The organism is Streptomyces sp. DH41, from assembly GCF_029813785.1.
Lineage (GTDB): Bacteria > Actinomycetota > Actinomycetes > Streptomycetales > Streptomycetaceae > Streptomyces.
The window spans coordinates 256,998-278,706 of the sequence record NZ_JARVKY010000001.1; the positions used below are offsets into that span (position 1 = coordinate 256,998).

17 protein-coding genes and 2 tRNA genes are annotated in these 21,709 nt (G+C 69.5%); 3 read left to right on the plus strand and 16 right to left on the minus strand.

Annotated features, from left to right (window positions below):
- Positions 1–16 precede the first annotated feature (16 nt).
- The 9 genes from rodA to QC283_RS01145 form a co-directional block, all read right to left on the minus strand.
- Entirely contained in the window at positions 17–1,216 is a 1,200-nt protein-coding gene (gene rodA / locus QC283_RS01105) for a rod shape-determining protein RodA (RefSeq protein ID WP_279559381.1), read from the minus strand.
- Positions 1,213–3,567 carry a penicillin-binding protein 2 gene (gene mrdA, locus QC283_RS01110; protein WP_279559382.1) on the minus strand — a complete coding sequence of 785 codons (2,355 nt, stop codon included), beginning with the start codon at positions 3,565–3,567 and terminating at the stop codon, positions 1,213–1,215. Before mrdA ends, rodA begins: the two co-directional genes overlap by 4 nt.
- Positions 3,568–3,747: 180 nt before the next feature.
- A complete protein-coding gene (mreD, locus tag QC283_RS01115; protein ID WP_279559383.1) occupies positions 3,748–4,419 on the minus strand; it encodes a rod shape-determining protein MreD in 672 nt (223 codons plus the stop codon).
- A 13-nt stretch (positions 4,420–4,432) separates the two neighbouring features.
- Complete coding sequence (gene mreC, locus QC283_RS01120) at positions 4,433–5,443, minus strand: rod shape-determining protein MreC (RefSeq protein ID WP_279559384.1); 1,011 nt, start codon at positions 5,441–5,443, stop codon at positions 4,433–4,435.
- Positions 5,444–5,730: 287 nt separating this feature from the next.
- Positions 5,731–6,750, minus strand: a complete 1,020-nt coding sequence (locus QC283_RS01125; protein ID WP_087809356.1) for a rod shape-determining protein — start codon at positions 6,748–6,750, stop codon at positions 5,731–5,733.
- Positions 6,751–7,069: 319 nt separating this feature from the next.
- Entirely contained in the window at positions 7,070–7,483 is a 414-nt protein-coding gene (gene ndk / locus QC283_RS01130) for a nucleoside-diphosphate kinase (RefSeq protein WP_164251073.1), read from the minus strand.
- A 137-nt stretch (positions 7,484–7,620) separates the two neighbouring features.
- The gene (locus tag QC283_RS01135; protein ID WP_279559385.1) at positions 7,621–7,977 is read right to left on the minus strand and encodes a DUF4233 domain-containing protein; all 357 of its coding nucleotides are present in this window, start codon (positions 7,975–7,977) and stop codon (positions 7,621–7,623) included.
- A gap of 5 nt (positions 7,978–7,982) precedes the next feature.
- Positions 7,983–9,506 (minus strand): bifunctional tetrahydrofolate synthase/dihydrofolate synthase, encoded by a 1,524-nt coding sequence (folC, locus tag QC283_RS01140; protein WP_279559386.1) that lies wholly within the window; start codon positions 9,504–9,506, stop codon positions 7,983–7,985.
- A 198-nt stretch (positions 9,507–9,704) separates the two neighbouring features.
- A complete protein-coding gene (locus QC283_RS01145; protein ID WP_279559387.1) occupies positions 9,705–12,329 on the minus strand; it encodes a valine--tRNA ligase in 2,625 nt (874 codons plus the stop codon).
- A gap of 137 nt (positions 12,330–12,466) precedes the next feature.
- On the opposite strand from QC283_RS01145, the gene QC283_RS01150 reads away from it, so the two are divergent.
- Positions 12,467–13,456: a hypothetical protein gene (locus QC283_RS01150; RefSeq protein WP_279559388.1), complete on the plus strand. Its 990-nt coding sequence runs from the start codon at positions 12,467–12,469 to the stop codon at positions 13,454–13,456.
- A 72-nt stretch (positions 13,457–13,528) separates the two neighbouring features.
- On the opposite strand, the gene clpX is transcribed toward QC283_RS01150, so the two are convergent.
- The 5 genes from clpX to QC283_RS01175 all read right to left on the minus strand — a co-directional run bounded on the left by clpX (position 13,529) and on the right by QC283_RS01175 (position 18,778).
- Positions 13,529–14,815: an ATP-dependent Clp protease ATP-binding subunit ClpX gene (gene clpX, locus QC283_RS01155; protein WP_279559389.1), complete on the minus strand. Its 1,287-nt coding sequence runs from the start codon at positions 14,813–14,815 to the stop codon at positions 13,529–13,531.
- Between the two features lie 181 nt (positions 14,816–14,996).
- Positions 14,997–15,677 carry an ATP-dependent Clp protease proteolytic subunit gene (locus QC283_RS01160; RefSeq protein WP_279559390.1) on the minus strand — a complete coding sequence of 227 codons (681 nt, stop codon included), beginning with the start codon at positions 15,675–15,677 and terminating at the stop codon, positions 14,997–14,999.
- Positions 15,678–15,802: 125 nt separating this feature from the next.
- Positions 15,803–16,408, minus strand: coding sequence for an ATP-dependent Clp protease proteolytic subunit (locus QC283_RS01165; RefSeq protein ID WP_031040345.1), 606 nt, complete (start codon positions 16,406–16,408; stop codon positions 15,803–15,805).
- A 498-nt stretch (positions 16,409–16,906) separates the two neighbouring features.
- A complete protein-coding gene (gene tig / locus QC283_RS01170; protein WP_279559391.1) occupies positions 16,907–18,331 on the minus strand; it encodes a trigger factor in 1,425 nt (474 codons plus the stop codon).
- A 370-nt stretch (positions 18,332–18,701) separates the two neighbouring features.
- A tRNA-Pro gene (locus QC283_RS01175) sits at positions 18,702–18,778 on the minus strand.
- A 162-nt stretch (positions 18,779–18,940) separates the two neighbouring features.
- On the opposite strand from QC283_RS01175, the gene QC283_RS01180 reads away from it, so the two are divergent.
- Positions 18,941–19,011 (plus strand) — tRNA-Gly (locus QC283_RS01180).
- 62 nt (positions 19,012–19,073) lie between these two features.
- Here the strand turns inward: QC283_RS01180 and QC283_RS01185 are convergent.
- Entirely contained in the window at positions 19,074–19,268 is a 195-nt protein-coding gene (locus QC283_RS01185; protein WP_279559392.1) for a hypothetical protein, read from the minus strand.
- A gap of 664 nt (positions 19,269–19,932) precedes the next feature.
- Between QC283_RS01185 and QC283_RS01190 the strand changes: the two genes are divergently transcribed.
- A complete protein-coding gene (locus QC283_RS01190; RefSeq protein ID WP_279559393.1) occupies positions 19,933–21,147 on the plus strand; it encodes an acyltransferase family protein in 1,215 nt (404 codons plus the stop codon).
- A gap of 37 nt (positions 21,148–21,184) precedes the next feature.
- On the opposite strand, the gene QC283_RS01195 is transcribed toward QC283_RS01190, so the two are convergent.
- Positions 21,185–21,622 carry an HD domain-containing protein gene (locus QC283_RS01195; RefSeq protein WP_279559759.1) on the minus strand — a complete coding sequence of 146 codons (438 nt, stop codon included), beginning with the start codon at positions 21,620–21,622 and terminating at the stop codon, positions 21,185–21,187.
- Positions 21,623–21,709: the final 87 nt, after the last annotated feature.

Here is a 21,709-nt window from a genome sequence, read left to right on the forward strand (position 1 = left end):
CGGGGGCCGGTCCCGGTTACGCCGACAACGGTCTCTGCACCGTGATCGACTGGAGCAGGCCTACCGCTATCCACACGGCGAACATGGAGGAGCCGCCGTACGAGACGAAGGGCAGGGGCAGACCGGTGACCGGCATGATGCCGAGCGTCATGCCGATGTTCTCGAAGGTCTGGAAGGCGAACCAGGCGACGACCCCGGCGGCGACGACCGTCCCGTACAGGTCGGTGGTCTCGCGGGCGATCTTGCAGGCGCGCCAGAGCACCACGCCGAGCAGGGCGATGATGAGGCCGGCGCCGAGGAAGCCCAGTTCCTCGCCGGCGACCGTGAAGACGAAGTCGGTCTGCTGCTCCGGCACGAACTGCCCGGTGGTCTGCGAGCCGTTGAAGAGGCCGGAGCCGGTCAGGCCGCCGGAGCCGATCGCGATGCGCGCCTGGTTGGTGTTGTAGCCGACGCCCGCCGGGTCGAGTTCCGGGTTGGCGAAGGCGGCGAAGCGGGCGATCTGGTAGTCGTCGAGGATGCCGAGCTGCCAGACGGCGAGGGCACCGGCGGTCCCTGCGCCGATCAGGCCGAACACCCACCGGTTGGAGGCTCCGGAGGCGAGCAGCACGCCCAGCACGATGATGACCATGACCATGACCGAGCCGAGGTCGGGCATGAGCATCACGATCAGCATCGGCACGGTGGCCAGGCCCAGGGCCTGGAGCACGGTCCGGTGGTCCGGGTTCGGCCGGTCTCCCGCGTCGACGCGTGCGGCCAGCAGCATCGCCATGCCGAGGATGATCGTGATCTTCACGAACTCCGAGGGCTGCAGGGAGAAGCCGCCGGGGAGTTTGATCCAGGAGTGCGCGCCGTTGATGGTCGAGCCGAGCGGGGTGAGCACCAGCAGGATCAGGAACACGGAGAAGCCGTACAGGACCGGCACGGCCGTGCGCAGGGTGCGGTGGCCGAGCCAGACGGTGGCGATCATCAGGGCGAGCCCGATGCCGGTGTTCAGCAGGTGCCGGGTCAGGAAGTAGTACGGGTCGCCCTGGTTGAGCTCGGTGCGGTTGCGGGTCGCGGAGTAGACGAGCAGGGAGCCCATCAGCGAGAGCGCGACGGCGGCCAGCAGTATCGGCCAGTCGAGGCGCCGTGCCATCGAGTCCCGGGCGAAGAGCCTGGTCCACCCGGCTTTCTCGGGTCCGTACCCGGAGACCTGGAAGCTGTTGGCTCCGGTCATGCGCGCGTCCTCCGGTTTCCGCTTCTGCCCGCGCCGCGGCTTCCGCTGCCGCGGCTTTCGCTGCCGCCGCTTCCGATGCCACGGGTTCCGCTGCCGCGCCGGCCTCCGCCGCCGCGTCGCCGTTGTCGGCGGGTGTCGCGGTTCTCGCCGTTCTGGGCCGGCGTGGTCGCGCCCTGTTCCTGTCCGTCGACGGGGGCGTACTCGTCCTCCGGGGAGGCCTTCTTTGTCGGGAGGAGTTCCTTGACGACGTCCTTGGGCATCTTCGGCGCGGGGATGGTCCCGTCGGGCTTGATCGTCGGCAGCTTCGCCTGCGGCTTGGGCAGCAGCGCCTTCTTGCTGTCGATCTCCCCGTCGTCCGCGACGCCGTACAGCGCGTCGTAGATGTTGCGGACGGCGGGGCCGGAGGCGCCGGAGCCCGTACCGCCCTGGGAGATCGTCATGACGATCGCGTACTCGTCGGTGTAGGTGGCGAACCAGGAGGTGGTCTGCTTGCCGTGGACCTCGGCCGTACCGGTCTTGGCGTGCATCGGGATCTCGTCCTGGGGCCAACCGTCCTGTGCGAAGCGCCAGGCGGCGGTTCCGCGGGTGGCGACGCCCTCCAGGGCGCCGTCCATCTTGGCCAGGGTGGTCTTGCTTATCGGCAGCTTGCCGTGCGCCTCGGGCTCGATCGGGCGGATCTCCTTGCCGTCGGGGCTGATGATCGCCTTGCCGATGCTGGGGTCGTACATGGTGCCGCCGTTGGAGATGGCCGCGTAGATGGTGGCCATCTGGATGGGGGTGGTGAGGGTGTCGCCCTGGCCGATGGAGTAGTTGATGGCGTCACCGGCGCGCATCTTGTTGCCCTCGAGGCAGCCCTCGTACGCGAGTTTCTCGACGTAGGTGCCGTCCTTCTTGCCGGACTTGCACCAGGCGTCCTTGTTGGCCTCCCAGTAGTCCTGCTTCCAGTCCCGGTCGGGGACGCGGCCGGAGACCTCGTTGGGGAGGTCGATGCCGGTCTTCTTGCCGAGGCCGAAGTCGTGGGCGGCCTTGTAGAAGTAGTCGTTGGGGTTCTTCGGGTTGTTGCCGCCGTCCTTCTTCCACTCCTGGTGGGCCAGGCGGTAGTAGACGGTGTCGCAGGAGAGTTCCAGGGCGCGGCCGAGGTCGATCGAGCCGTAGCTGGCGGACTCGTAGTTCTTGAAGACCTGGCCGCCGACGGAGTAGGAGCTGGAGCAGTCGTAGCCGCCGTCGAAGTCGTAGCCGGCCTCCACGGCGGCGGAGGTGGAGATCACCTTGAAGATGGAGCCGGGGGCCGCCTGGCCCTGGGTGGCCCGGTTGAGCAGCGGGTAGTTGGACTCCTTGCCGGTGAGCTTCTTGTAGTCGGCGGCGGAGATGCCGCCCACCCAGGCGTTGGGGTCGTAGGCCGGGTTGGAGGCCATGGCGACGACGCGGCCGGTCTTGGCCTCCATCACCACGACCGCGCCGGCGTCGGCCTTGTAGTTCTCGCCGGTGTTGTCGTCGTACTGCTTGCGGGCTTCCTTCATCGCCGCGTTCAGCTCGTACTCGGCGACCCGCTGGACGCGGGCGTCGATGCTGGTGACGAGGTTGGAGCCGGGCACGCCGGGGTCCGACTCGGCCTCTCCGATGACGCGGCCGAGGTTGTCGACCTCGTAGCGGGTCACGCCGGCCTTCCCGCGCAGCGCCTTGTCGTACTGGCGTTCCAGGCCGGAGCGGCCGACCTGGTCCGAGCGCAGGAAGGGCGAGTCGGTGTCCTCGGCCTTCTTGATCTCCTCGTCGGTGACCGGCGAGAGGTAGCCGAGGACCTGGGCGGTCCGGGACCCGCCGGGGGCGGCGTAGCGGCGCATGGCCTCGGGCTCGGCGGTGATGCCGGGGAAGTCCTCGGCGCGTTCGCGGATCTGGAGGGCCTGCTTGGGGGTGGCCTCGTCGGTGACGGGGATCGGCTGGTAGGGCGAGCCGTTCCAGCAGGGCTGGGGGGTCTCGGCGTCGCACAGCCGGACCTTGTCCATGACGTCCTGGGGCTTCATGCCGAGGACACCGGCGAGCTTGGTGAGGACGGCCTTGCCGTCGTCCTTCATCTTCAGCAGGTCGGTGCGGGAGGCGGAGACGACGAGCCGGGTCTCGTTGTCGGCGAGCGCCACGCCGCGGGCGTCCAGGATCGAGCCGCGGGGTGCGGGCTGGACGACCTGCTGGACGTGGTTGCCCGACGCCTCCGCGGCGTACTCGTCGCCCTGGCGGATCTGGAGGTACCAGAGCCGGCCACCGAGGGTGGCGAGGAGGGAGAGGACGAGGATCTGGATGACGACGAGCCGGGTCTGGACGCGGGTGCTGCGGCCGGTCTCCGGAATGTTACTCATGGGCGCAGCCCATTCCGTTGAGGGTGGTGGTGGGCGACGGGTGGGAGTTGGTCACTGCGGCTGCCTCCCCCGCTCAGTGCGTGTACGTGTACGTGTCGAGGCGGTCGGACTTGTCACGGTGGTCGTACGTGTCATGGCGGTCGTACGTGTCATGGCGGTCGTACGGCCGGCAGGGCGTCGTCACAGCCGCTTGACCCCCTTGATGCGTCCGGCCCGGGCGACCCGCGCACGCGCCGCCTTGGCCCGCAGTCCGTTGCGCTGGCCGCCGATGCGCAGCCCGGTGCCGCCGGAGAGCCAGCCGGAGGCGATGTCGGTCTTCTGGCCCGCGGAGTTGGTCTCGGCCAGCGGGTCGTTGTCGGCGCGTCTGGCCAGGGCCATGATGCCGGGGACGACGAAGGGCGCGAGCAGCAGGTCGTACAGGGAGGCCGTGAACAGCAGGCTGGGCAGGCCGACATGGCGGGCGGCGGTGTCTCCGACGAGGGCGCCCACGCCGGCGTACAGCAGGGTGGTGCCGATGGCGGCGACGACCACGACGGCCATGGGGCCGGTGGCCGACCTGAGCCGGCCGTTCTCCGGTTTGGCGAGGCCGGCGAGGTATCCGACGACGCAGAGCACGAGGGCGTAGCGGCCGGCGGCGTGGTCGGCGGGCGGGGCGAGGTCGGCGAGCAGTCCGGCACCGAAGCCGACGAGGGCGCCGCCGACGTGGCCGTAGACCAGGGCGAGGCCGAGGACGGTGAGGAGCAGCAGGTCGGGGACGGCGCCGGGCAGGTGGAGGCGGGCGAGGACGCTCACCTGGATGACCAGGGCGACGACGACCAGGGAGACGGACAGCAGGATCCGGTTGACGCGCATGGGGTGAAAGCTCCTACGGCTCGGTCTGCTGGTTCTGTTGGTCCTGCTGCCCCTGCTGCCCCTGCTGCCCCTGCTCGTTCGCCTCGTTCTGCGGCTGGCCGTCGACGGGGGCCCCGGGGGACGGGGTCACCGTCACCGTCACGGTCGGCCTGGGTTCCGGCTTCGGCTTGTCCGGGAGCACGGTGTCCCGCGGGTCCTTCTGCGGGGCCTGGACGACGACGCCGACGATGTCGAGCTTGGTGAAGCTGACGAACGGTGTGACGTCGAGCGTGCGGGTCAGGTCGCCGCCGGAGGGGTCGACGCGGGAGACGTAGCCGACCGGGACGCCGGGCACGAACGGCTTGTCGGCCTGGGAGCCGAAGGTGACCAGGCGGTCGCCCTTCTTGACGTCGGCCTTGCCGTTGAGGAGTTCGACGCGCAGCGGCCGGCCGCCCTGGCCGGAGGCGAAGCCGAGTTCGTCGCCGGCCTCCATCCGGGTGCCGACGGTGAAGTCGGGGTCGTTGGCGAGCAGCACGGTGGCGGTGTTCGGGCCGACGGTGGTCACGCGGCCGACGAGGCCGTCGCCGTTGAGGACGGTCATGTCGCGCTTGATGCCGTCGCCCGCACCGGCGTCGATGGTGATGGTCCAGGAGAAGCCCTGCGCGGCTCCTATGGCGATGACCTGGGCGCCCTTGATGCCGTACTGGCCGGCGCCGGCGAGCCCGAGCATCTTGTCGAACTGCTTCAGGCGGCTGCGGCCGCGCTCGTCGCTGCCGAGCTTCGCCTTCAGGGCCGCGTTCTGCGTCTCCAGTTCGGCGAGGCGGTCGTGCCGGTCGCCGGAGTCGCGGATCGCGGAGACCGCGTTGCCGACCGGGTCGACCGCGGACGACACCCCGTTCTCGATCGGGCCGAAGACGGTGGCCGCGGCCTGCCGGGCACCGTCGACCGGTGAGTCCTCCCCGCCGCGGATGTCCACCGTGATCAGCGCGAACGCGATGGCGATCAGCAGCACCAGGAGCAGCCGGCTCTCTTTCGTGTCCCTCACGTGCGGCGGCCGTGCCTTCCTCGTCGAATTCGGGAATTACGTGGCGGTGTTCAGGAATTCAGGTGATTCGGTACCTGAGGTACATACGCGGTACCCCGGTGGTCGCGGTGGTTCCCGCGATGCGGTCGTGATGGTTCCCGCGATGCGGTCGCGGTGGTTCGCGCGGTTGTCGCGGTGGTTCCCGCGGTCGTCTCGGCGGTTGCGGCGGTCGTCTTACTGAAGTCTCTATATCAACGATCCGCCGCACGAGAGGAGATCGTCTCGTACGGCGGAACCGAAGTGTTACGTCATCTGCGGGGCGAGGCGTCCAGCACCTGCTGGAGCGCCTCGAACTCCTCGACGCACTTGCCGGAGCCGAGTGCCACGCTGTCCAGCGGGTCCTCGGCGATATGGATCGGCATTCCGGTCTCCCGGCGCAGCCGTTCGTCGAGCCCGCGCAGCAGCGCGCCGCCGCCGGTCAGGACGATGCCCCGGTCCATGATGTCGCCGGACAGCTCCGGCGGACACTTGTCCAGGGTCGTCTTGACCGCGTCGACGATCGCGTTGACCGGCTCCTCGATCGCCTTGCGTACTTCGCCGGCGGAGATGACGACGGTCTTGGGCAGCCCGGAGACGAGGTCCCGGCCACGGATTTCGGTGTGCTCGTCGGCGTCGAGGTCGTACGCCGAACCGATCGTGATCTTGATCTGTTCGGCCGTGCGCTCACCCAGCAGAAGGCTGTACTCCTTCTTCACGTGCTGGATGATCGCGTTGTCCAGCTCGTCACCCGCGACGCGGATGGACTGGGCGGTGACGATGCCGCCGAGCGAGATGACCGCGACCTCCGTGGTGCCGCCGCCGATGTCCACCACCATGTTGCCCGTGGCCTCGTGGACCGGCAGGCCGGAGCCGATGGCCGCGGCCATGGGCTCCTCGATGATGTGCACCTGACGGGCGCCGGCCTGGGACGACGCCTCGATGACGGCACGGCGCTCGACGCCGGTGATGCCCGAGGGCACACAGACGACGACCCGCGGACGAGCCAGATAACGCCGCTTGTGGATCTTCAGAATGAAGTAGCGGAGCATCCGCTCGGTGATCTCGAAGTCGGCGATGACGCCGTCCTTCAGAGGGCGCACGGCAACGATGTTGCCGGGCGTGCGCCCGATCATCTTCTTCGCTTCGGCGCCGACCGCGAGGATGCCACCGGTGTTGGTGTTGATCGCGACGACGGACGGCTCGTTGAGTACGATCCCGCGACCCCTGACGTACACCAGCGTGTTGGCGGTCCCGAGGTCGACAGCCATGTCACGGCCGATGAACGACATTGAGTTCCCCATCAGGATTCGACTGGCCTTCCCGGGAGCTTTTGAGGGCTTTTCAGGTAGGCGAGGTGGGCGCAGTGACGCGTGGAGGCTTCCATCGTAGACGCGCTTTCGCGAACACTGCGCGAGGGTCTTCGCCATTGTCAGCAGATGGCGCATCGCCTCGCTTGTGGAGACGGGCCAACGGAGGCATCCGTTCCCCCGATCAGGCGCGCATATGCCACAGGGCGGTCGCTTTTACGCGACCGCCCCGGTCTGCTGCGGGCCATTCGACTGACGCGGCGTCAGAAAAAAGACGCGTCCGGCGTGTCCGGAGGGAGGATCAGACCCGGCCCGGGAAGAAGATCTTCAGCTCGCGCTCGGCGGACTCCTCGGAGTCGGAGGCGTGGATCAGGTTCTCCCGGACGATCACGCCGAAGTCCCCGCGGATGGATCCGGGAGCGGCTGCGATCGGGTCGGTCGGACCGGCCAGCGCGCGCACGCCCTCGATGACCCGCTCACCCTCGACGACCATGGCGACGACCGGACCGGACGCCATGAACTCGACCAGCGGCTCGTAGAAGGGCTTGCCCTTGTGCTCGCCGTAGTGCTGCTCCAGTGTCTCGGAGTCCAGGGTGCGCAGTTCCAGTGCGGTGATCTGCCAGCCGGCCTTGCGCTCGATACGGCTGATGATCTCGCCGGTCAGGCCACGACGGACGGCGTCGGGCTTGAGGAGGACGAGGCTGCGCTGGGTCACGACGGGCTCCTTGGAATATGCGGGTGTGCTGTTGTGCGAACGTGCGGTGGCACGGCGTCACGAGCGTGCGGTGGTGCGAAGTGATGACTGAGGTTACCGGGCGTGTCGCAGCGCCTGTCACGCAGCGTCGACCGGGATCAGGCGGCCTCGGGCGCGGAGGCGTCCGCCTGGGCCGCGAACCTCGCCTTCGCCTCGTCGATCTTCCGCCCGTAGTGCACGGAGGCCCACCAGAGGGCGGCGAAGATCGCCCCCAGGAAGAACATGGTCGGCACGACGAACCCGGAGGCGATCAGGGCGATCTGCAGGGCCCAGCCGAAGGCGATGCCGCCGGGCCGGGTCACGAAGCCGCACAGCGCCACGCACAGGAACATCGCGATGCCGCTGACCGTCCACACCGTCCCCATGGACAGGTCGGGGTCCTTCATGGCGACCAGACCGGCGAAGCCGATCACGAAGACCTCGCCGATCAGAGTAGAAGCACAGAGCGTACGCACGGTTCTCAGCCCCTCCCGAGGAGCAGTCGGGCCTCGCCGACGGTGTAGATGGAGCCGGTGACGAGCACCCCGCCGCCCGAGAACTCGCCCTCCTCCTCGGCCAGCGTGATCGCGGCCTCCAGGGCGTCCGGCAGCCGCGGCTCGACCTGGACGCGGTCCTCGCCGAACACCTCGACGGCGATGGACGCCAGCGCGTCGGCGTCCATCGCGCGCAGGCCGGAGTTCTGGGTGACGACGATCTCGGCGAAGACCGGCTCGAAGGCCTCCAGCAGCCCCCGCACGTCCTTGTCGCCGCTCGCGCCGACCACGCCGATGAGCCGGCTGAACTGGAAGGCCTCGCCGACCGCCTCGGCGGTGACCCGCGCGCCCGCCGGATTGTGGGCGGCGTCCAGGACCACGGTCGGCGAGCGCCGCACCACCTCCATCCGCCCCGGTGAGGCGACGGCGGCGAAGGCCTTGCGCACGGTGTCGATGTCCAGTGGCTCGGGACGCTGCGCCCCGACGCCGAAGAACGCCTCGACGGCGGCGAGGGCGACGGCCGCGTTGTGCGCCTGGTGGGCGCCGTGCAGCGGCAGGTAGACCTCGGTGTACTCGCCGCCGAGCCCGCGCAGGGTCATCAGCTGTCCGCCGACGGCGACCTGCCGGTCGACGACGCCGAACTCCAGCCCTTCGCGCGCCACGGTGGCGTTCACGTCCACGGCCTTCTTCAGCAGCACCTGCGCCGCGTCCACCGGCTGCTGGGCCAGGATCACGGTGGCGTCCTGCTTGACGATGCCGGCCTTCTCGGTCGCGATCTCGCCGGGCGTCGAGCCGAGCCGGTCGGTGTGGTCCAGGTCGATGGGGGTGACGACGGCGACGTCCCCGTCGATGACGTTGGTGGCGTCCCAGGAGCCGCCCATCCCGACCTCGACGACCGCCACGTCGACGGGCGCGTCGGCGAAGGCGGCGTACGCCATGCCGGTCAGCACCTCGAAGAAGGACAGCCGGTACTCCTGCCGGGCGTCGACCATCTCGACGTACGGCTTGATGTCCTGGTACGTCTCGATGAACCGCTCGGCGGAGATCGGCGCCCCGTCCAGGCTGACGCGCTCGGTGATCGACTGCACGTGCGGCGAGGTGTACCGGCCGGTGCGCAGCTCGAAGGCGCCGAGCAGGGCCTCGATCATGCGGGCGGTGGTGGTCTTGCCGTTGGTCCCCGTGATGTGGATGGAGGGGTACGCGCGCTGCGGCTCGCCCAGCACGTCCATCAGCGCGGCGATCCGGGCGACGGACGGCTCGAGCTTGGTCTCGCCCCAGCGGGTCGAGAGCTCGGCCTCCACCTCGCGCAGGGCCTTGTCCACCTCGGGATCCTCGGGGCGCGCGGGCACGTCGGCCTCCGGCGGGCCGCCCTGGGTGCGCAAGGTACGGCTGCCGGCCTCGATGACGGCGAGGTCGGGGTCGCGGGTGGTCTCCGCGTCGATGATCTCGTCGAAGGAGTCGAGGGGGTCGGAGGGGTCGGGCTGGTCGTTCTCGCCGGGGATGTCGCTCACGGGGACCAGTCTACGGAGAGTGTCCGACGGTCGGGCCGGGGAGTGGGGCGGCTGAGGTTCCGTGGCGTGTGCGGCGCCGTCGTGGCTGGTCGCGCCCGCGCGGCGGAGCCGCACATCGATAGGGTCCCGCGCCCCTGACGGACGTGAAGGCTCCCGGCGCCCCTCGGGGCGCCGGGAGCCTTCACCGACGTACGGGCGTTACGCCTGCGGCAGCTTCTCCAGCTGGGCCCGGAGTCGCGCGATGTCCTCGTCGGCCTTGGCCAGCCGGCCTCGGATCTTGTCCACCACGTTGTCCGGCGCCTTCGCCAGGAACGCCTCGTTGCCCAGCTTGGCGGTGGCCTGGGCCTTCTCCTTCTCGGCGGCGGCGAGGTCCTTGGCGAGGCGCTTGCGCTCCGCCGCGACGTCGATCACGCCGGAGAGGTCGAGGGCGACCTCGACGCCCGCCACCGGCAGGGTCGCCGTGGCCGTGAAGGCGTCGCCCTCCGGCTGGAGGCGCAGCAGCTGCCGGACGGCCGCCTCGTGTGCGGCCAGCGCCGTGCCGTCGAGGGTCAGCCGGGCCGGGACCCGCTGGCCGGGCTGCAGACCCTGTTCGTGACGGAAGCGGCGGACCTCGGTGACGACGGACTGGACGGTCTCGATCTCCCGCTCGGCGTCGGCGTCCCGGAAGCCCGAGTCGGACGGCCACTCGGCGATGACGACCGACTCACCGCCGGTGAGTGTGGTCCACAGCGTGTCGGCGACGAACGGGACGACCGGGTGCAGCAGCCTCAGCGTCACGTCGAGGACCTCGCCCAGGACGCGCTTGCTGACCTCGGCGGCCTCGCCGCCCGCCTGGAACGTCGTCTTGGACAGCTCGACGTACCAGTCGAAGACCTCGTCCCAGGCGAAGTGGAACAGGGCGTCGGAGAGCTTCGCGAACTGGTAGTCCTCGTAGTACGCGTCGACCTCGGCGACCACGGAGTTGAGCCGGGAGAGGATCCAGCGGTCGGTCGAGGACATCCTCGACGCGTCCGGCAGCGGTCCCTCGACCGTCGCGCCGTTCATCAGCGCGAAGCGGGTGGCGTTCCAGATCTTGTTGGTGAAGTTCCGGGAGCCCTGGACCCAGTCCTCGCCGATCGGGACGTCGACGCCCGGGTTGGCGCCGCGCGCGAGGGTGAAGCGGAGCGCGTCGGAGCCGTACTTGTCCATCCAGTCGAGCGGGTTCACGACGTTCCCGAACGACTTGGACATCTTCTTGCCGTTCTGGTCACGGACCATGCCGTGCAGGGCGATGGTGTGGAACGGCGGGGTGCCGTCCATCGCGTAGAGGCCGAACATCATCATCCGGGCGACCCAGAAGAAGAGGATGTCGTAGCCGGTGACCAGGACGGAGTTCGGGTAGAACTTCGCGAGCGAGTCGGTCTGCTCCGGCCAGCCCAGCGTGGAGAACGGCCACAGGCCGGAGGAGAACCAGGTGTCGAGGACGTCGGAGTCCTGACGCCAGCCCTCACCGGTCGGCGGCTCCTCGTCCGGTCCGACGCAGACGACCTCACCCTGAGGGCCGTACCAGACGGGGATGCGGTGGCCCCACCACAGCTGGCGCGAGATGCACCAGTCGTGGAGGTTGTCGACCCAGTCGAAGTACCGCTTCTCCATCTCCTGCGGGTGGATCCTGACGCGGCCGTCGCGGACGGCGTCACCGGCGGCCTTCGCCAGCGGGCCGACCTTGACCCACCACTGCATCGACAGACGCGGCTCGACGGTGGTCTTGCAGCGCGAGCAGTGGCCGACGGAGTGGACGTAGGGGCGCTTCTCGGCGACGATCCGGCCCTCGGCGCGCAGCGCGGCGACGATGGCGGAGCGGGCCTCCAGCCGGTCCAGGCCCTGGAAGGGGCCGTGGGCGGTGATGACGGCGTGCTCGTCCATGACCGTGATGGCGGGCAGGTCGTGGCGCCGGCCGATCTCGAAGTCGTTCGGGTCGTGGGCGGGCGTCACCTTGACGGCGCCGGTGCCGAACTCGGGGTCGACGTGCGTGTCGGCGACGACCGGGATGGAGCGGTCGGTCAGCGGCAGCTTGATGAGCTTGCCGATGAGGTGCTTGTACCGCTCGTCGTCGGGGTGGACGGCGACGGCCGTGTCGCCGAGCATCGTCTCGGCACGGGTGGTGGCGACGACGATGGTGTCGTCCCCGTCCCCGTACTTCATGGAGACGAGCTCGCCGTCGTCGTCCTGGTACTCGACCTCGATGTCCGAGATGGCCGTCAGACACCTGGGGCACCAGTTGATGATGCGCTCGGCGCGGTAGATCAGCTCGTCGTCGTAGAGCCGCTTGAAGATGGTCTGGACGGCCTGGGACAGGCCCTCGTCCATGGTGAACCGCTCACGCGACCAGGCGACGCCGTCGCCGAGGCGGCGCATCTGCCCGCTGATCTGCCCGCCGGACTCGGCCTTCCACTGCCAGACCCGCTCGACGAACGCCTCACGGCCGAGGTCGTGCCGGGACTTGCCCTCCTTGGCCAGCTCCCGCTCGACGACGTTCTGCGTGGCGATACCGGCGTGGTCCATGCCGGGCTGCCACAGCGTCTCGTACCCCTGCATCCGCTTGCGGCGGGTCAGGGCGTCGATGAGCGTGTGCTCGAAGGCGTGCCCGAGGTGCAGGCTGCCCGTGACGTTCGGCGGCGGGATGACGACGGTGTACGGCGGCTTGTCGCTGCCCGCGTCCGCCTCGAAGTAACCCCGTTCCACCCAGCGCTCGTACAGCTTCCCCTCTACCTCGGCCGGCGTGTACTGGGTCGGCAGTTCGGTGGTGGGCGCGGGCTGCGGCTGCTGAGAGTTCTCGGTCACGGGGGTCAGTTTACGGCCGTCACGGCCCTGTCCCGAAACTCGTTTCCTTTGTAACGGTGCGGCCCCCGGTGACCTGCGCACGCCAGGTCTGGGTCAGGATGTCAGCATCACGTAAGCATCTGGAGGGGAACCCAGGAATGAGTCACAACCAGCCGGGCCCGTACGGCGGGCAGCCCCAGCAGCCCGGACCGTACGGCCAGCCGGGGCCGTACGGCCAGCAGCCGCCGCAGGCTCCCCAGCCCGGCTATGGCTACCCCCAGCAGACGCCCCCGCCCGCGCAGCCGGGCTACGGCTACCCGCAGCAGCCGCAGCAGGGCGGCGTCCCGCCGCAGAGTCCCCCGTACGGCCAGCCGCAGGCTCCCTACGGCCAGCAGCCCCCGTACGGGCAGCAGCCGCCCGGGCAGCCCCCGTACGGCATGCCCCAGCCCCCGGCTCCGGGTGGCGGCAAGAAGAAGACGGGTCTGATCATCGGCGCGGTCGCCGTCGTGGCGGCGATCGGCGTGGGCGCGTACTTCGTGATCGGCGGCGGCGGGGGCGCCGGCGGCTCGGGCATCGCCGACGACGGCCCGCACAAGCTGACCGCTCCGGCGACGGTACTCACCGAGTACACGAAGGCCGAGGGCGGCGGCGGCACCATGGACGAGAGCGACATGAAGGACGCCGAGTCCTGGGGGGTGAAGGACGCCACGGACGTCAGCGCCGCCTACGAGGCGAAGAACGAGGAGAACCCGCTGGCGTCCAAGCAGTTGGTGTTCGCCGGCGTCTACGGCACCATCGACGACCCGGAGAAGACCATCGACGCGATGTTCGCCCACATGAAGAAGGAGAGCGAGAAGGGCGGCAGCGACGAGGACGTCACGCTGAAGGGCGCCCCGAAGGAGTACAAGCCGGACTCCCTGGAGGGCGCGATCATCAAGTGCCAGCAGGCCGAGGTCGACAACTCCACCGGCGGCGAGAACGAACCGAAGAAGATGTCGATGACGTACTGCATCTGGGGTGACCACAGCACGCTCGGCTGGGTCATGCCGATGGACATCCTCGACATCGCGGCGGGCAAGGGCGGCGACCCGGAGAAGGCCGCCGACATCACCGCCAAGCTCCGCAAGGAAGTCCGCGTCAAGGCCTGACGCCGGAACGGCAACGCGGAAGGGGCCCGGTCGGTCGACCGGGCCCCTTCCGCGTTCCTACGGTGACTGCGGCTACGCCGTCTTCTGCTCGCCCGAGCCGCGCCCCCGCGAATCGCGCGGGATCAGCGTCGGGTTGACGTTGGAGAGGACCACGTCGGCCGTGACGACGACGCGGGCGACGTCCTTGCGGGACGGGACCTCGTACATCACACCCTGGAGGACTTCCTCCATGATGGCGCGCAGGCCGCGGGCGCCGGTCTGGCGGAGGATGGCCTGGTCGGCGATGGCCTCCAGGGCCTCGCGCTCGAAGTCCAGCTCGACGCCGTCGAGTTCGAAGAGGCGCTCGTACTGCTTGACGAGCGCGTTGCGCGGCTCGACCAGGATCTGGAGCAGGGCCTCGCGGTCGAGGTTGTGGACCGAGGTGATGACGGGGAGCCGGCCGATGAACTCGGGGATCATGCCGAACTTGACCAGGTCCTCGGGCATGACGGCCTGGAACTGGTCCGTGGACTCCAGCTCCCGCTTGGAGCGGATCGTCGCGCCGAAGCCGATGCCCTTGGCGCCGGCCCGGCCTTCGATGATCTTCTCCAGGCCGGAGAAGGCACCGCCCACGATGAACAGCACGTTCGTCGTGTCGATCTGGATGAACTCCTGGTGCGGGTGCTTGCGGCCGCCCTGCGGCGGGACCGAGGCCGTGGTGCCCTCGAGGATCTTCAGCAGGGCCTGCTGGACGCCTTCGCCGCTGACGTCGCGCGTGATCGACGGGTTCTCGCTCTTCCGCGCGACCTTGTCGATCTCGTCGATGTAGATGATCCCGGTCTCGGCCTTCTTGACGTCGTAGTCGGCCGCCTGGATCAGCTTGAGCAGGATGTTCTCGACGTCCTCGCCGACGTACCCCGCCTCGGTGAGCGCCGTGGCGTCGGCGATCGCGAACGGGACGTTCAGCATGCGCGCCAGGGTCTGGGCGAGGAGGGTCTTGCCGGAGCCGGTGGGGCCCAGCAGCAGGATGTTGGACTTCGCCAACTCGATGGCGTCCTCGCGGCCTTGGGCGCCGCCGTTCTCACCGGCCTGGACCCGCTTGTAGTGGTTGTACACCGCTACCGAGAGCGCCTTCTTGGCCGCTTCCTGGCCGACGACGTAGCCGTCGAGGAACTCGTAGATCTCGCGGGGCTTGGGGAGCTCCTCCCAGCGCACCTCGCTGGTCTCCGCCAGCTCCTCCTCGATGATCTCGTTGCAGAGGTCGATGCACTCGTCGCAGATGTACACACCGGGCCCTGCGATGAGCTTCTTGACCTGCTTCTGGCTCTTGCCGCAGAACGAGCACTTGAGCAGATCGCCGCCGTCACCGATGCGTGCCACGGTGTGCTTCCCCTTCGCCTGGGAGACTCCCGGCCGTCGACGTCACGTCAACGGCCGGCGGACTCCTGGTGCTGCCTTATGTCCGACGGTACCTTGCCGGGCCCCCCGTCCGGGCCCCCCTTGGCACGGTTCACTTTGACGTGGACCGTGCCAAGGAGCAGCAGACGATACCCGCTCCGTGTCAGCGAACCGACTCGTTGTTCATCTTCCGGGTGGAGATGATCTGGTCGACCAGGCCGTAGGCCAGGGCGTCCTCGGCCGTGAGGATCTTGTCGCGCTCGATGTCCTCGCGGATCTTCTCGACCGGCGTGGTGGAGTGCCTGGCCAGCATGTCCTCGAGCTGCGCGCGCATCCGGAGGATCTCGTTGGCGGCGATCTCCAGGTCGGAGACCTGACCGCGGCCCGTCTCGCTGTAGGGCTGGTGGATCAGGACACGGGCGTTGGGCAGCGCCATGCGCTTGCCCGGCGTGCCCGCGGCCAGCAGGATCGCGGCGGCGGAGGCCGCCTGGCCCATGCAGACCGTCTGGATGTCCGGCTTCACGAACTGCATCGTGTCGTAGATGGCCGTGAGCGCCGTGAAGGAGCCGCCGGGGCTGTTGATGTAGATCGAGATGTCCCGGTCGGGGTCCATCGACTCCAGGCACAGCAGCTGCGCCATGACGTCGTTGGCGGAGGCGTCGTCGATCTGGACGCCCAGGAAGATCACACGCTCTTCGAAGAGCTTCGCGTACGGGTCGTACTCGCGCACACCCTGGGAGGTGCGCTCGACGAAGCGCGGGATCACGTAGCGGGACTCGGCGGAGGGGCCGGTGTACTCGGCACGCATGCGGTCGTGCGGGCCGCTGCCGGGGAAGTCGTTCACAGTGTCTCCTGGAAGAAGCTGAGGCGGTCGGCTCGGGGCCGGCTGGGCGGGCGTGCTGGGCCCGCGGAGGGCTGGGCTCGGCTCCGCGGGGGCCCGGGAGACCCGGGAGGCCCGCGGGGAGCGGCTCAGGCCCCGGTGCCGCCGCCGCCCGGCATGCCGGCGGCCGTGGTGATGACGTCGTCGACGAGGCCGTACTCCTTGGCCTCGAAGGCGTCGAACCAGCGGTCACGGTCCGAGTCGCGGGTGATCTGCTCGATCGTCTGACCGGTGTGCTGGGACGTGAGCTCCGCCATGCGCTTCTTGGTGTGCAGCAGCCGCTCGGCGTGGATCTTGATGTCCGAGGCGGAGCCGGCCAGGCCGGCGGAGGGCTGGTGGATCAGGATCTCGGCGTTCGGGAGCGCGAAGCGCTTGCCCGGGGTGCCGGCGCTGAGCAGGAACTGTCCCATCGAGGCCGCCAGGCCCATCGCGATCGTCACCACGTCGTTCTTGATGTACTGCATGGTGTCGTAGATCGCCATGCCGGCGGTGATCGAGCCGCCGGGGCTGTTGATGTACAGGAAGATGTCCTTGTCCGGGTCGGCGGCAAGGAGCAGCAGCTGAGCGGTGATCTTGTTGGCAATGTCGTCGTCGACCGGCTGGCCGAGGAAGATGATCCGCTCGCCGAGCAGCCGGTTGTAGACCTGGTCGCCGAGGCCACCACCGATGGAGGGCTCGCCGGCGGCGGAGGGCATCAGATTCGTCACGTATCCACCTGCTCGTCTTACGACGGCGCCGGGCCGTCTCACGTGTTCTGCCGGGGCTTGGGGCCGTCCGGCCGGTTTCGGGGACTCCCCTGCCCTCGTATTCATGGACCCTAACGCGCAGGCCCTGCGGTGCCATCCCGGTTCCGCGAGTGTTCGCTGTGAGCGCATGTCGCTGCGCTGGGTGAGCGGGGTGCGGCGGGCCCGTGGTGACGCCGGTCGTGGGCGGCCCCGGGTGCTCCGGGGCCGAGCGCGTCCACGGCGGCGGAGCGGGCCCGGCAGGCCTCTTGGCGCGCATGCCGGTGGCACCCCCGGGGCGCGTGCCGACGGCTCTCTCGGGGCGCATGCCGACGGCACCCCCGGGGCGCATGCCGACGGCTCTCTCGGGGCGCATGCCGACGGCTCTCTCGGGGCGTATGCCGACGGGCCCCGAGAAGCGAGTGCGTCTCGGGGCCCGTCGTTACGGCGTCACAGGTGCCGGGTGGGGGCTCAGCCCTCGGTCTTCTCGTCGGCCTTGGCGTCGGCCTTCTCGTCACCGGACTCGGTGGCCTCGGCGGCGTCGGTGGGCTCGGCGGCGGCCTCCGTGGTCTCCGCCTCGTCCTCCTCGTCCTCCAGGTCGACGACCTCGCCGTTGGTGTCCTTGACCGTGGCCTTCTCGACCACGACGGCCAGGGCCTTGCCGCGGGCGACCTCGCCGACGAGGAGCGGGACCTGGCCCTGCTCGACGACGGCCTGGGCGAACTGGTCGGGGGACATGCCGGAGGAGGCGGCGCGGCGCATGAGGTGCTCGGTGAGCTCCTCCTGGCTGACGTTGAGCTTCTCCTGCTTGACCAGCTCGTCGAGGACGAACTGGGTCTTGATGCCCTTGACCGCGGCCTCGCGGGTCTCGGTCTCGAACTCCTCGGCGGACTTGCCCTGGAGCTCCAGGTACTTCTCGAGGTCCAGGCCCATCTGGCCGAGCTGGTGGTGCTCCAGGTTGTGCTTGCGGGTGTTGACCTCGTCCTCGAGGAGCTTCTCGGGGACGGGGACCTCGACCAGCTCGAGGAGCTTGTCGAGCACGCGCTCCTGGGCCTGCGTGGCCTGGTCGTACTGCTTGGTGTTGGCCAGGCGCTTGCGGCTGTCGGCCTGCAGCTCCTCCAGCGTGTCGAACTCCGACGCGAGCTGCGCGAAGTCGTCGTCCAGCTCGGGCAGCTCGCGCTTGGCGACCTGGGTGACCTTGACGGTGACCTCGGCCTCCTGGCCGGCCGCCGAGCCGCCCTTGAGCTCGGAGGTGAAGGTGGCCTCGCCACCGGCCTCCACGCCCTTCACGGCGTCGTCGATGCCTTCCAGCAGCTCACCGGAGCCGATGGTGTAGGAGACGCCGTCGGCGACGCCGTCCTCGAGGACCTCGCCGTCGACCTTGGCCTGCAGGTCGAGGGTGACGACGTCGCCGTCCTCGGCGGCACGCTCGACCGGGGAGGTGGAGGCGAAGCGCTCGCGCAGCTGCTCCACCGCCTTCTCGACGTCCTCGTCGCTGACCTCGATGGCGTCGACCTCGACCTCGATGCCGGAGTAGTCCGGGATCTCGATGGCCGGGCGGATGTCGACCTCGGCGGTGAAGTTCAGCGTCTCGCCGTCCTTCAGCTCCGTGATGTCGACCTCGGGCTGGCCGAGCGGGTTCAGCTCGGCCTCGTTGACCGCGTCGGTGTAGAACTTCGGAAGCGCGTCGTTGACCGCCTCCTCCAGCACCGCACCGCGGCCGAACCGCTGGTCGATGACCCGGGCCGGGATCTTGCCCTTGCGGAAGCCCTTCACCGTGACCTGCTGGTTGATCTTCTTGTACGCCGCGTCGAGGCTGTCCTTGAGCTCCTCGAAGGGCACCTCGACAGTGAGCCGAACCCGGGTCGGGTTCAGGGTCTCCACGGCGCTCTTCACGGTTCGGTCTCCTTGGTGGCTGACTTCTTGGGTTCTGCCGGAGCCAGAGAGGCGTCCGGCAGGTTTCGCCGCCCGGAGACTTCAGACCTGATGACGCACGGGCGTGCAGCTTGCATAGTAACGGCAGCGACTACACGGCCCAAAAGGCGATCACCGGAACCACCGGTCGATCACCCGAGGCCGCCGGACGGACGGACCGGCCGGGGGCCGGATGTCGCCGGTGCGGGGCCGGGCCGGAGCCACTGAGGGGCCAGGACCGCGGTGACCCGTGAGTCGGGACTCTCGGGTGACCGGTGAGTCGGGACCCGCGGTGACCGGTGAGTAGCGACCCGCGGGTGACCGGTGAGTCACGACCGCGGTGGCCGGCGATTGGTCGGGGTGGCGGGATTTGAACCCACGGCCTTCCGCTCCCAAAGCGGACGCGCTACCAAGCTGCGCCACACCCCGTCTGGTGCGAGACGTAGGGTACATGCCGCCGGGCACCGGGGCCGCCGGGTTTCCCGAGCGTCGGTGACGGAGCGGCGCGGACCGGAAGGGGTGTGCGGCGAGGGGGGACGACCCGCTAAGATGCCTGCAGTGCCGCGGTCACCGACCCGTGGCGCGCACCGTGCGGGCGTAGCTCAATGGTAGAGCCCTAGTCTTCCAAACTAGCTACGCGGGTTCGATTCCCGTCGCCCGCTCCGAGAGGCCTCCGGCCCGGTCCCGCCAAGGGACCGGGCCGGAGGCCTTTGTGCGGCCCGGGCTAGAACTGGATCGAGTTGAGCGTGTCCGCTATCGAGTCCAGGAACCGCTGGATGTCGTCGGCCATGCCGGTCGAGGCCAGGAAGAAGCCGAAGAGGACCGCGACGACCGCCGGGCCCGCCTTGATGGAGCCTCCTCGCAGCAGCACCACCAGGATGATTGCCAACAGCAGCACCACTGACAGTGAAATGGCCACAACTGATCACACCCTCGATCGGTCCGCTCTCCCGGCCCGGAGGTGCAGCGCCGCACACCCCCGCCAGGACCATCGTGCCACCAACCGGGCCCCGCTATGCGGCTGGTGACACATCATCCGGCCGGATCCCGGGTGGCGCGCTTCCCCGCACACGCGGACGTACCCCTCCATCACGCCCCGCACAGAAATTCGACACGACGCCCGCCCGGGGAATTCCAGCCGCTTCGTTTCGATGTCCACACAACGCGTTCGTAGATATTTCGAATTGTCGCGGGACACACACCCTCGGTACATCACAGGGAGGTCACAGGGTCGCCCCACAAACCCCGTGAGCACATTGAAGCGGACATTGCAGCGGAGTCGCCCACCGGCCTTATGCGCAGCTTAGTCATGATGAGTCATGACAAGTCGGATGGCCCAGCAGCCGCTAGGACGCCCGGCCACACCTGGCAATGTGGGGGCCGTCACCCGGCCGGAGAGGCCGGGTTCCCCGAAATGCGGGGCACTCGAAAGGCAATCGGGGCCCGAATACGGGAATGACTTCGAAGGTTTTACGGAATCCCACGGAGAACGCTAGGGTGCCTCAGATGTTCTACGCTGCCTCGTCCCCCACCAGAGCAGTGAGGTCCTGCGACGTCCCGCCGATTATGTGGCGGGGGGTCGCATGACGAGCTCGCTGCGACCGCACGGCGACCGGAAGACGCCGTCCCCACCGGACCAGCAGACACCGGACCAGCAGACTCCCCCCCAGCAGACGCGGACCGGTCGGCGGACCCCGCCGGGCCGACAGCGCGACGCCTTCTTCGACAACGCCAAGTACCTGGCGATCGTGCTGGTCGGTGTAGGTCACGCCTGGGGACAGATCCTGGACGGGAACCGGACCGTGGAGACCCTGTACCGGGTCCTGTACACGTTCCACATGCCGGCCTTCATCATCATCTCCGGCTACTTCTCGCGCAGCTTCGATCTGAGCCCCAAGCGCGTCAAACGGCTGATTACCGGCGTCGCCGTCCCCTATGTCGTCTTCGAGGTCGCCTACGCGCTGCACCGCCGCTTCAGCGAGGACCCCTCCAACGAGATCAGCCTGCTGGACCCCACCTACCTTCTGTGGTTCCTGTGCGCGCTGTTCATCTGGCGGCTGACCACGCCGATCTGGCAGACCGTCCGCTGGCCGCTGCCGATCGCCCTGGGCATCGCCGCGCTGGCCTCCGTGACCCCCACGATCGGGAACGACCTGAACATGCAGCGGGTGCTGCAGTTCCTGCCGTGCTTCGTGCTGGGCCTGGTGCTGCGCCCCGAGCACTTCCAGCTGGTCCGGCGCCGCTCGGTGCGGATCCTGTCCGTACCGGTGGTCGCGGCGGCCGTGGTCATCGGCTGGTGGTCGGTGCCGCGCATGGAGACCGGCTGGTTCTACCGCAACGCCGCCGTGCAGGACGCGGGCGCCCCCTGGTGGTCCGGTCCGGTCCTGACGCTCGCGCTCTTCGGCTGCTCGCTGGTGCTGACCGCGTGCTTCTTCGCCTGGGTGCCGGGCCGGCGCATGTGGTTCACCGCGCTCGGCGCGGGCACGATCTACGGCTACCTGCTGCACGGCTTCCTGTCGAAGGAAGGCACCTTCGCGGGCTGGTTCCACGACCCCGCGTGGGACAAGCCGCTCGGTGCGGTGCTACTGACCGTCCTCGCGGCCGCCGTCATCACCCTGCTGTGCACCAAGCCCGTCCAGCGGGTGCTGCGGTGCGTGGTGGAGCCGAGGATGGACTGGGCCTTCAAGCGGGATCCGGGCCAGGACGCCCGGGACCGCGAGCGGCGGGAGAAGACCGAGGCGCGTGAGGCCCACGAGGCACGAGCGCCGAGCGAGACGGGCGAGAAGGTCTCCGTCTAGCCAGGCCCTGGGTTCCGTCCGCTGCGAGCGCCTCGCCTCAGGTGTCCGTTCCTCGATCCACCAGGCCGAGAAGTGCGCGCATCCGCGCGTACTTCTCGGTCAGTCGTGTGCGGGTGGCCTCGTCGAGGACCGCGAGTCGTACGGGGTCGGCGTTGTGCGCCAGGTCCGCCTCCTTGACCAGCGGCGCGCCGGGCGTTTCGAGGACGCGTGCGGCGTACGCCTCGGGCGGCTCCCCGGCCCGCTTGGTGAGGGCGAGGACGATGTCCTTGGTACGAGGGCTCAGCGCGGCCTCCCGCAGCCACCGTTCGGACAGCGCGTCGTCCTCGACCGCGTCGTGCAGCCAGCCCGCCGCGATCTGCTCGTCGTCACCACCACGCCGTCGCACGCCCTCGGCGACGGCCCGCAGGTGCTCGGCGTACGGCCGGCCCGCCTTGTCGGTCTGACCGGCGTGGGCGGCGCGGGCGGCGGCCTCCACTTCGGCGAGGGAGAGCCACCGGGCGGGCTCGGGGGCGGACCCGGCAGCGGGCTCGAAGGCAGAGTCCGCAGTGGGCCCCGGGGCAGA

Bases quoted from the DNA above. Each gene is read 5' to 3' on its own strand.
- rodA (WP_279559381.1), bottom strand. From the start codon at position 1,216: ATGACCGGAGCCAACAGCTTCCAGGTCTCCGGGTACGGACCCGAGAAA.
- mrdA (WP_279559382.1), bottom strand. From the start codon at position 3,567: ATGAGTAACATTCCGGAGACCGGCCGCAGCACCCGCGTCCAGACCCGG.
- mreD (WP_279559383.1), bottom strand. From the start codon at position 4,419: ATGCGCGTCAACCGGATCCTGCTGTCCGTCTCCCTGGTCGTCGTCGCC.
- QC283_RS01125 (WP_087809356.1), bottom strand. From the start codon at position 6,750: ATGTCGTTCATCGGCCGTGACATGGCTGTCGACCTCGGGACCGCCAAC.
- QC283_RS01150 (WP_279559388.1), top strand. From the start codon at position 12,467: ATGAGTCACAACCAGCCGGGCCCGTACGGCGGGCAGCCCCAGCAGCCC.
- QC283_RS01165 (WP_031040345.1), bottom strand. From the start codon at position 16,408: ATGCCCTCCGCCGCCGGCGAGCCCTCCATCGGTGGTGGCCTCGGCGAC.
- QC283_RS01190 (WP_279559393.1), top strand. From the start codon at position 19,933: ATGACGAGCTCGCTGCGACCGCACGGCGACCGGAAGACGCCGTCCCCA.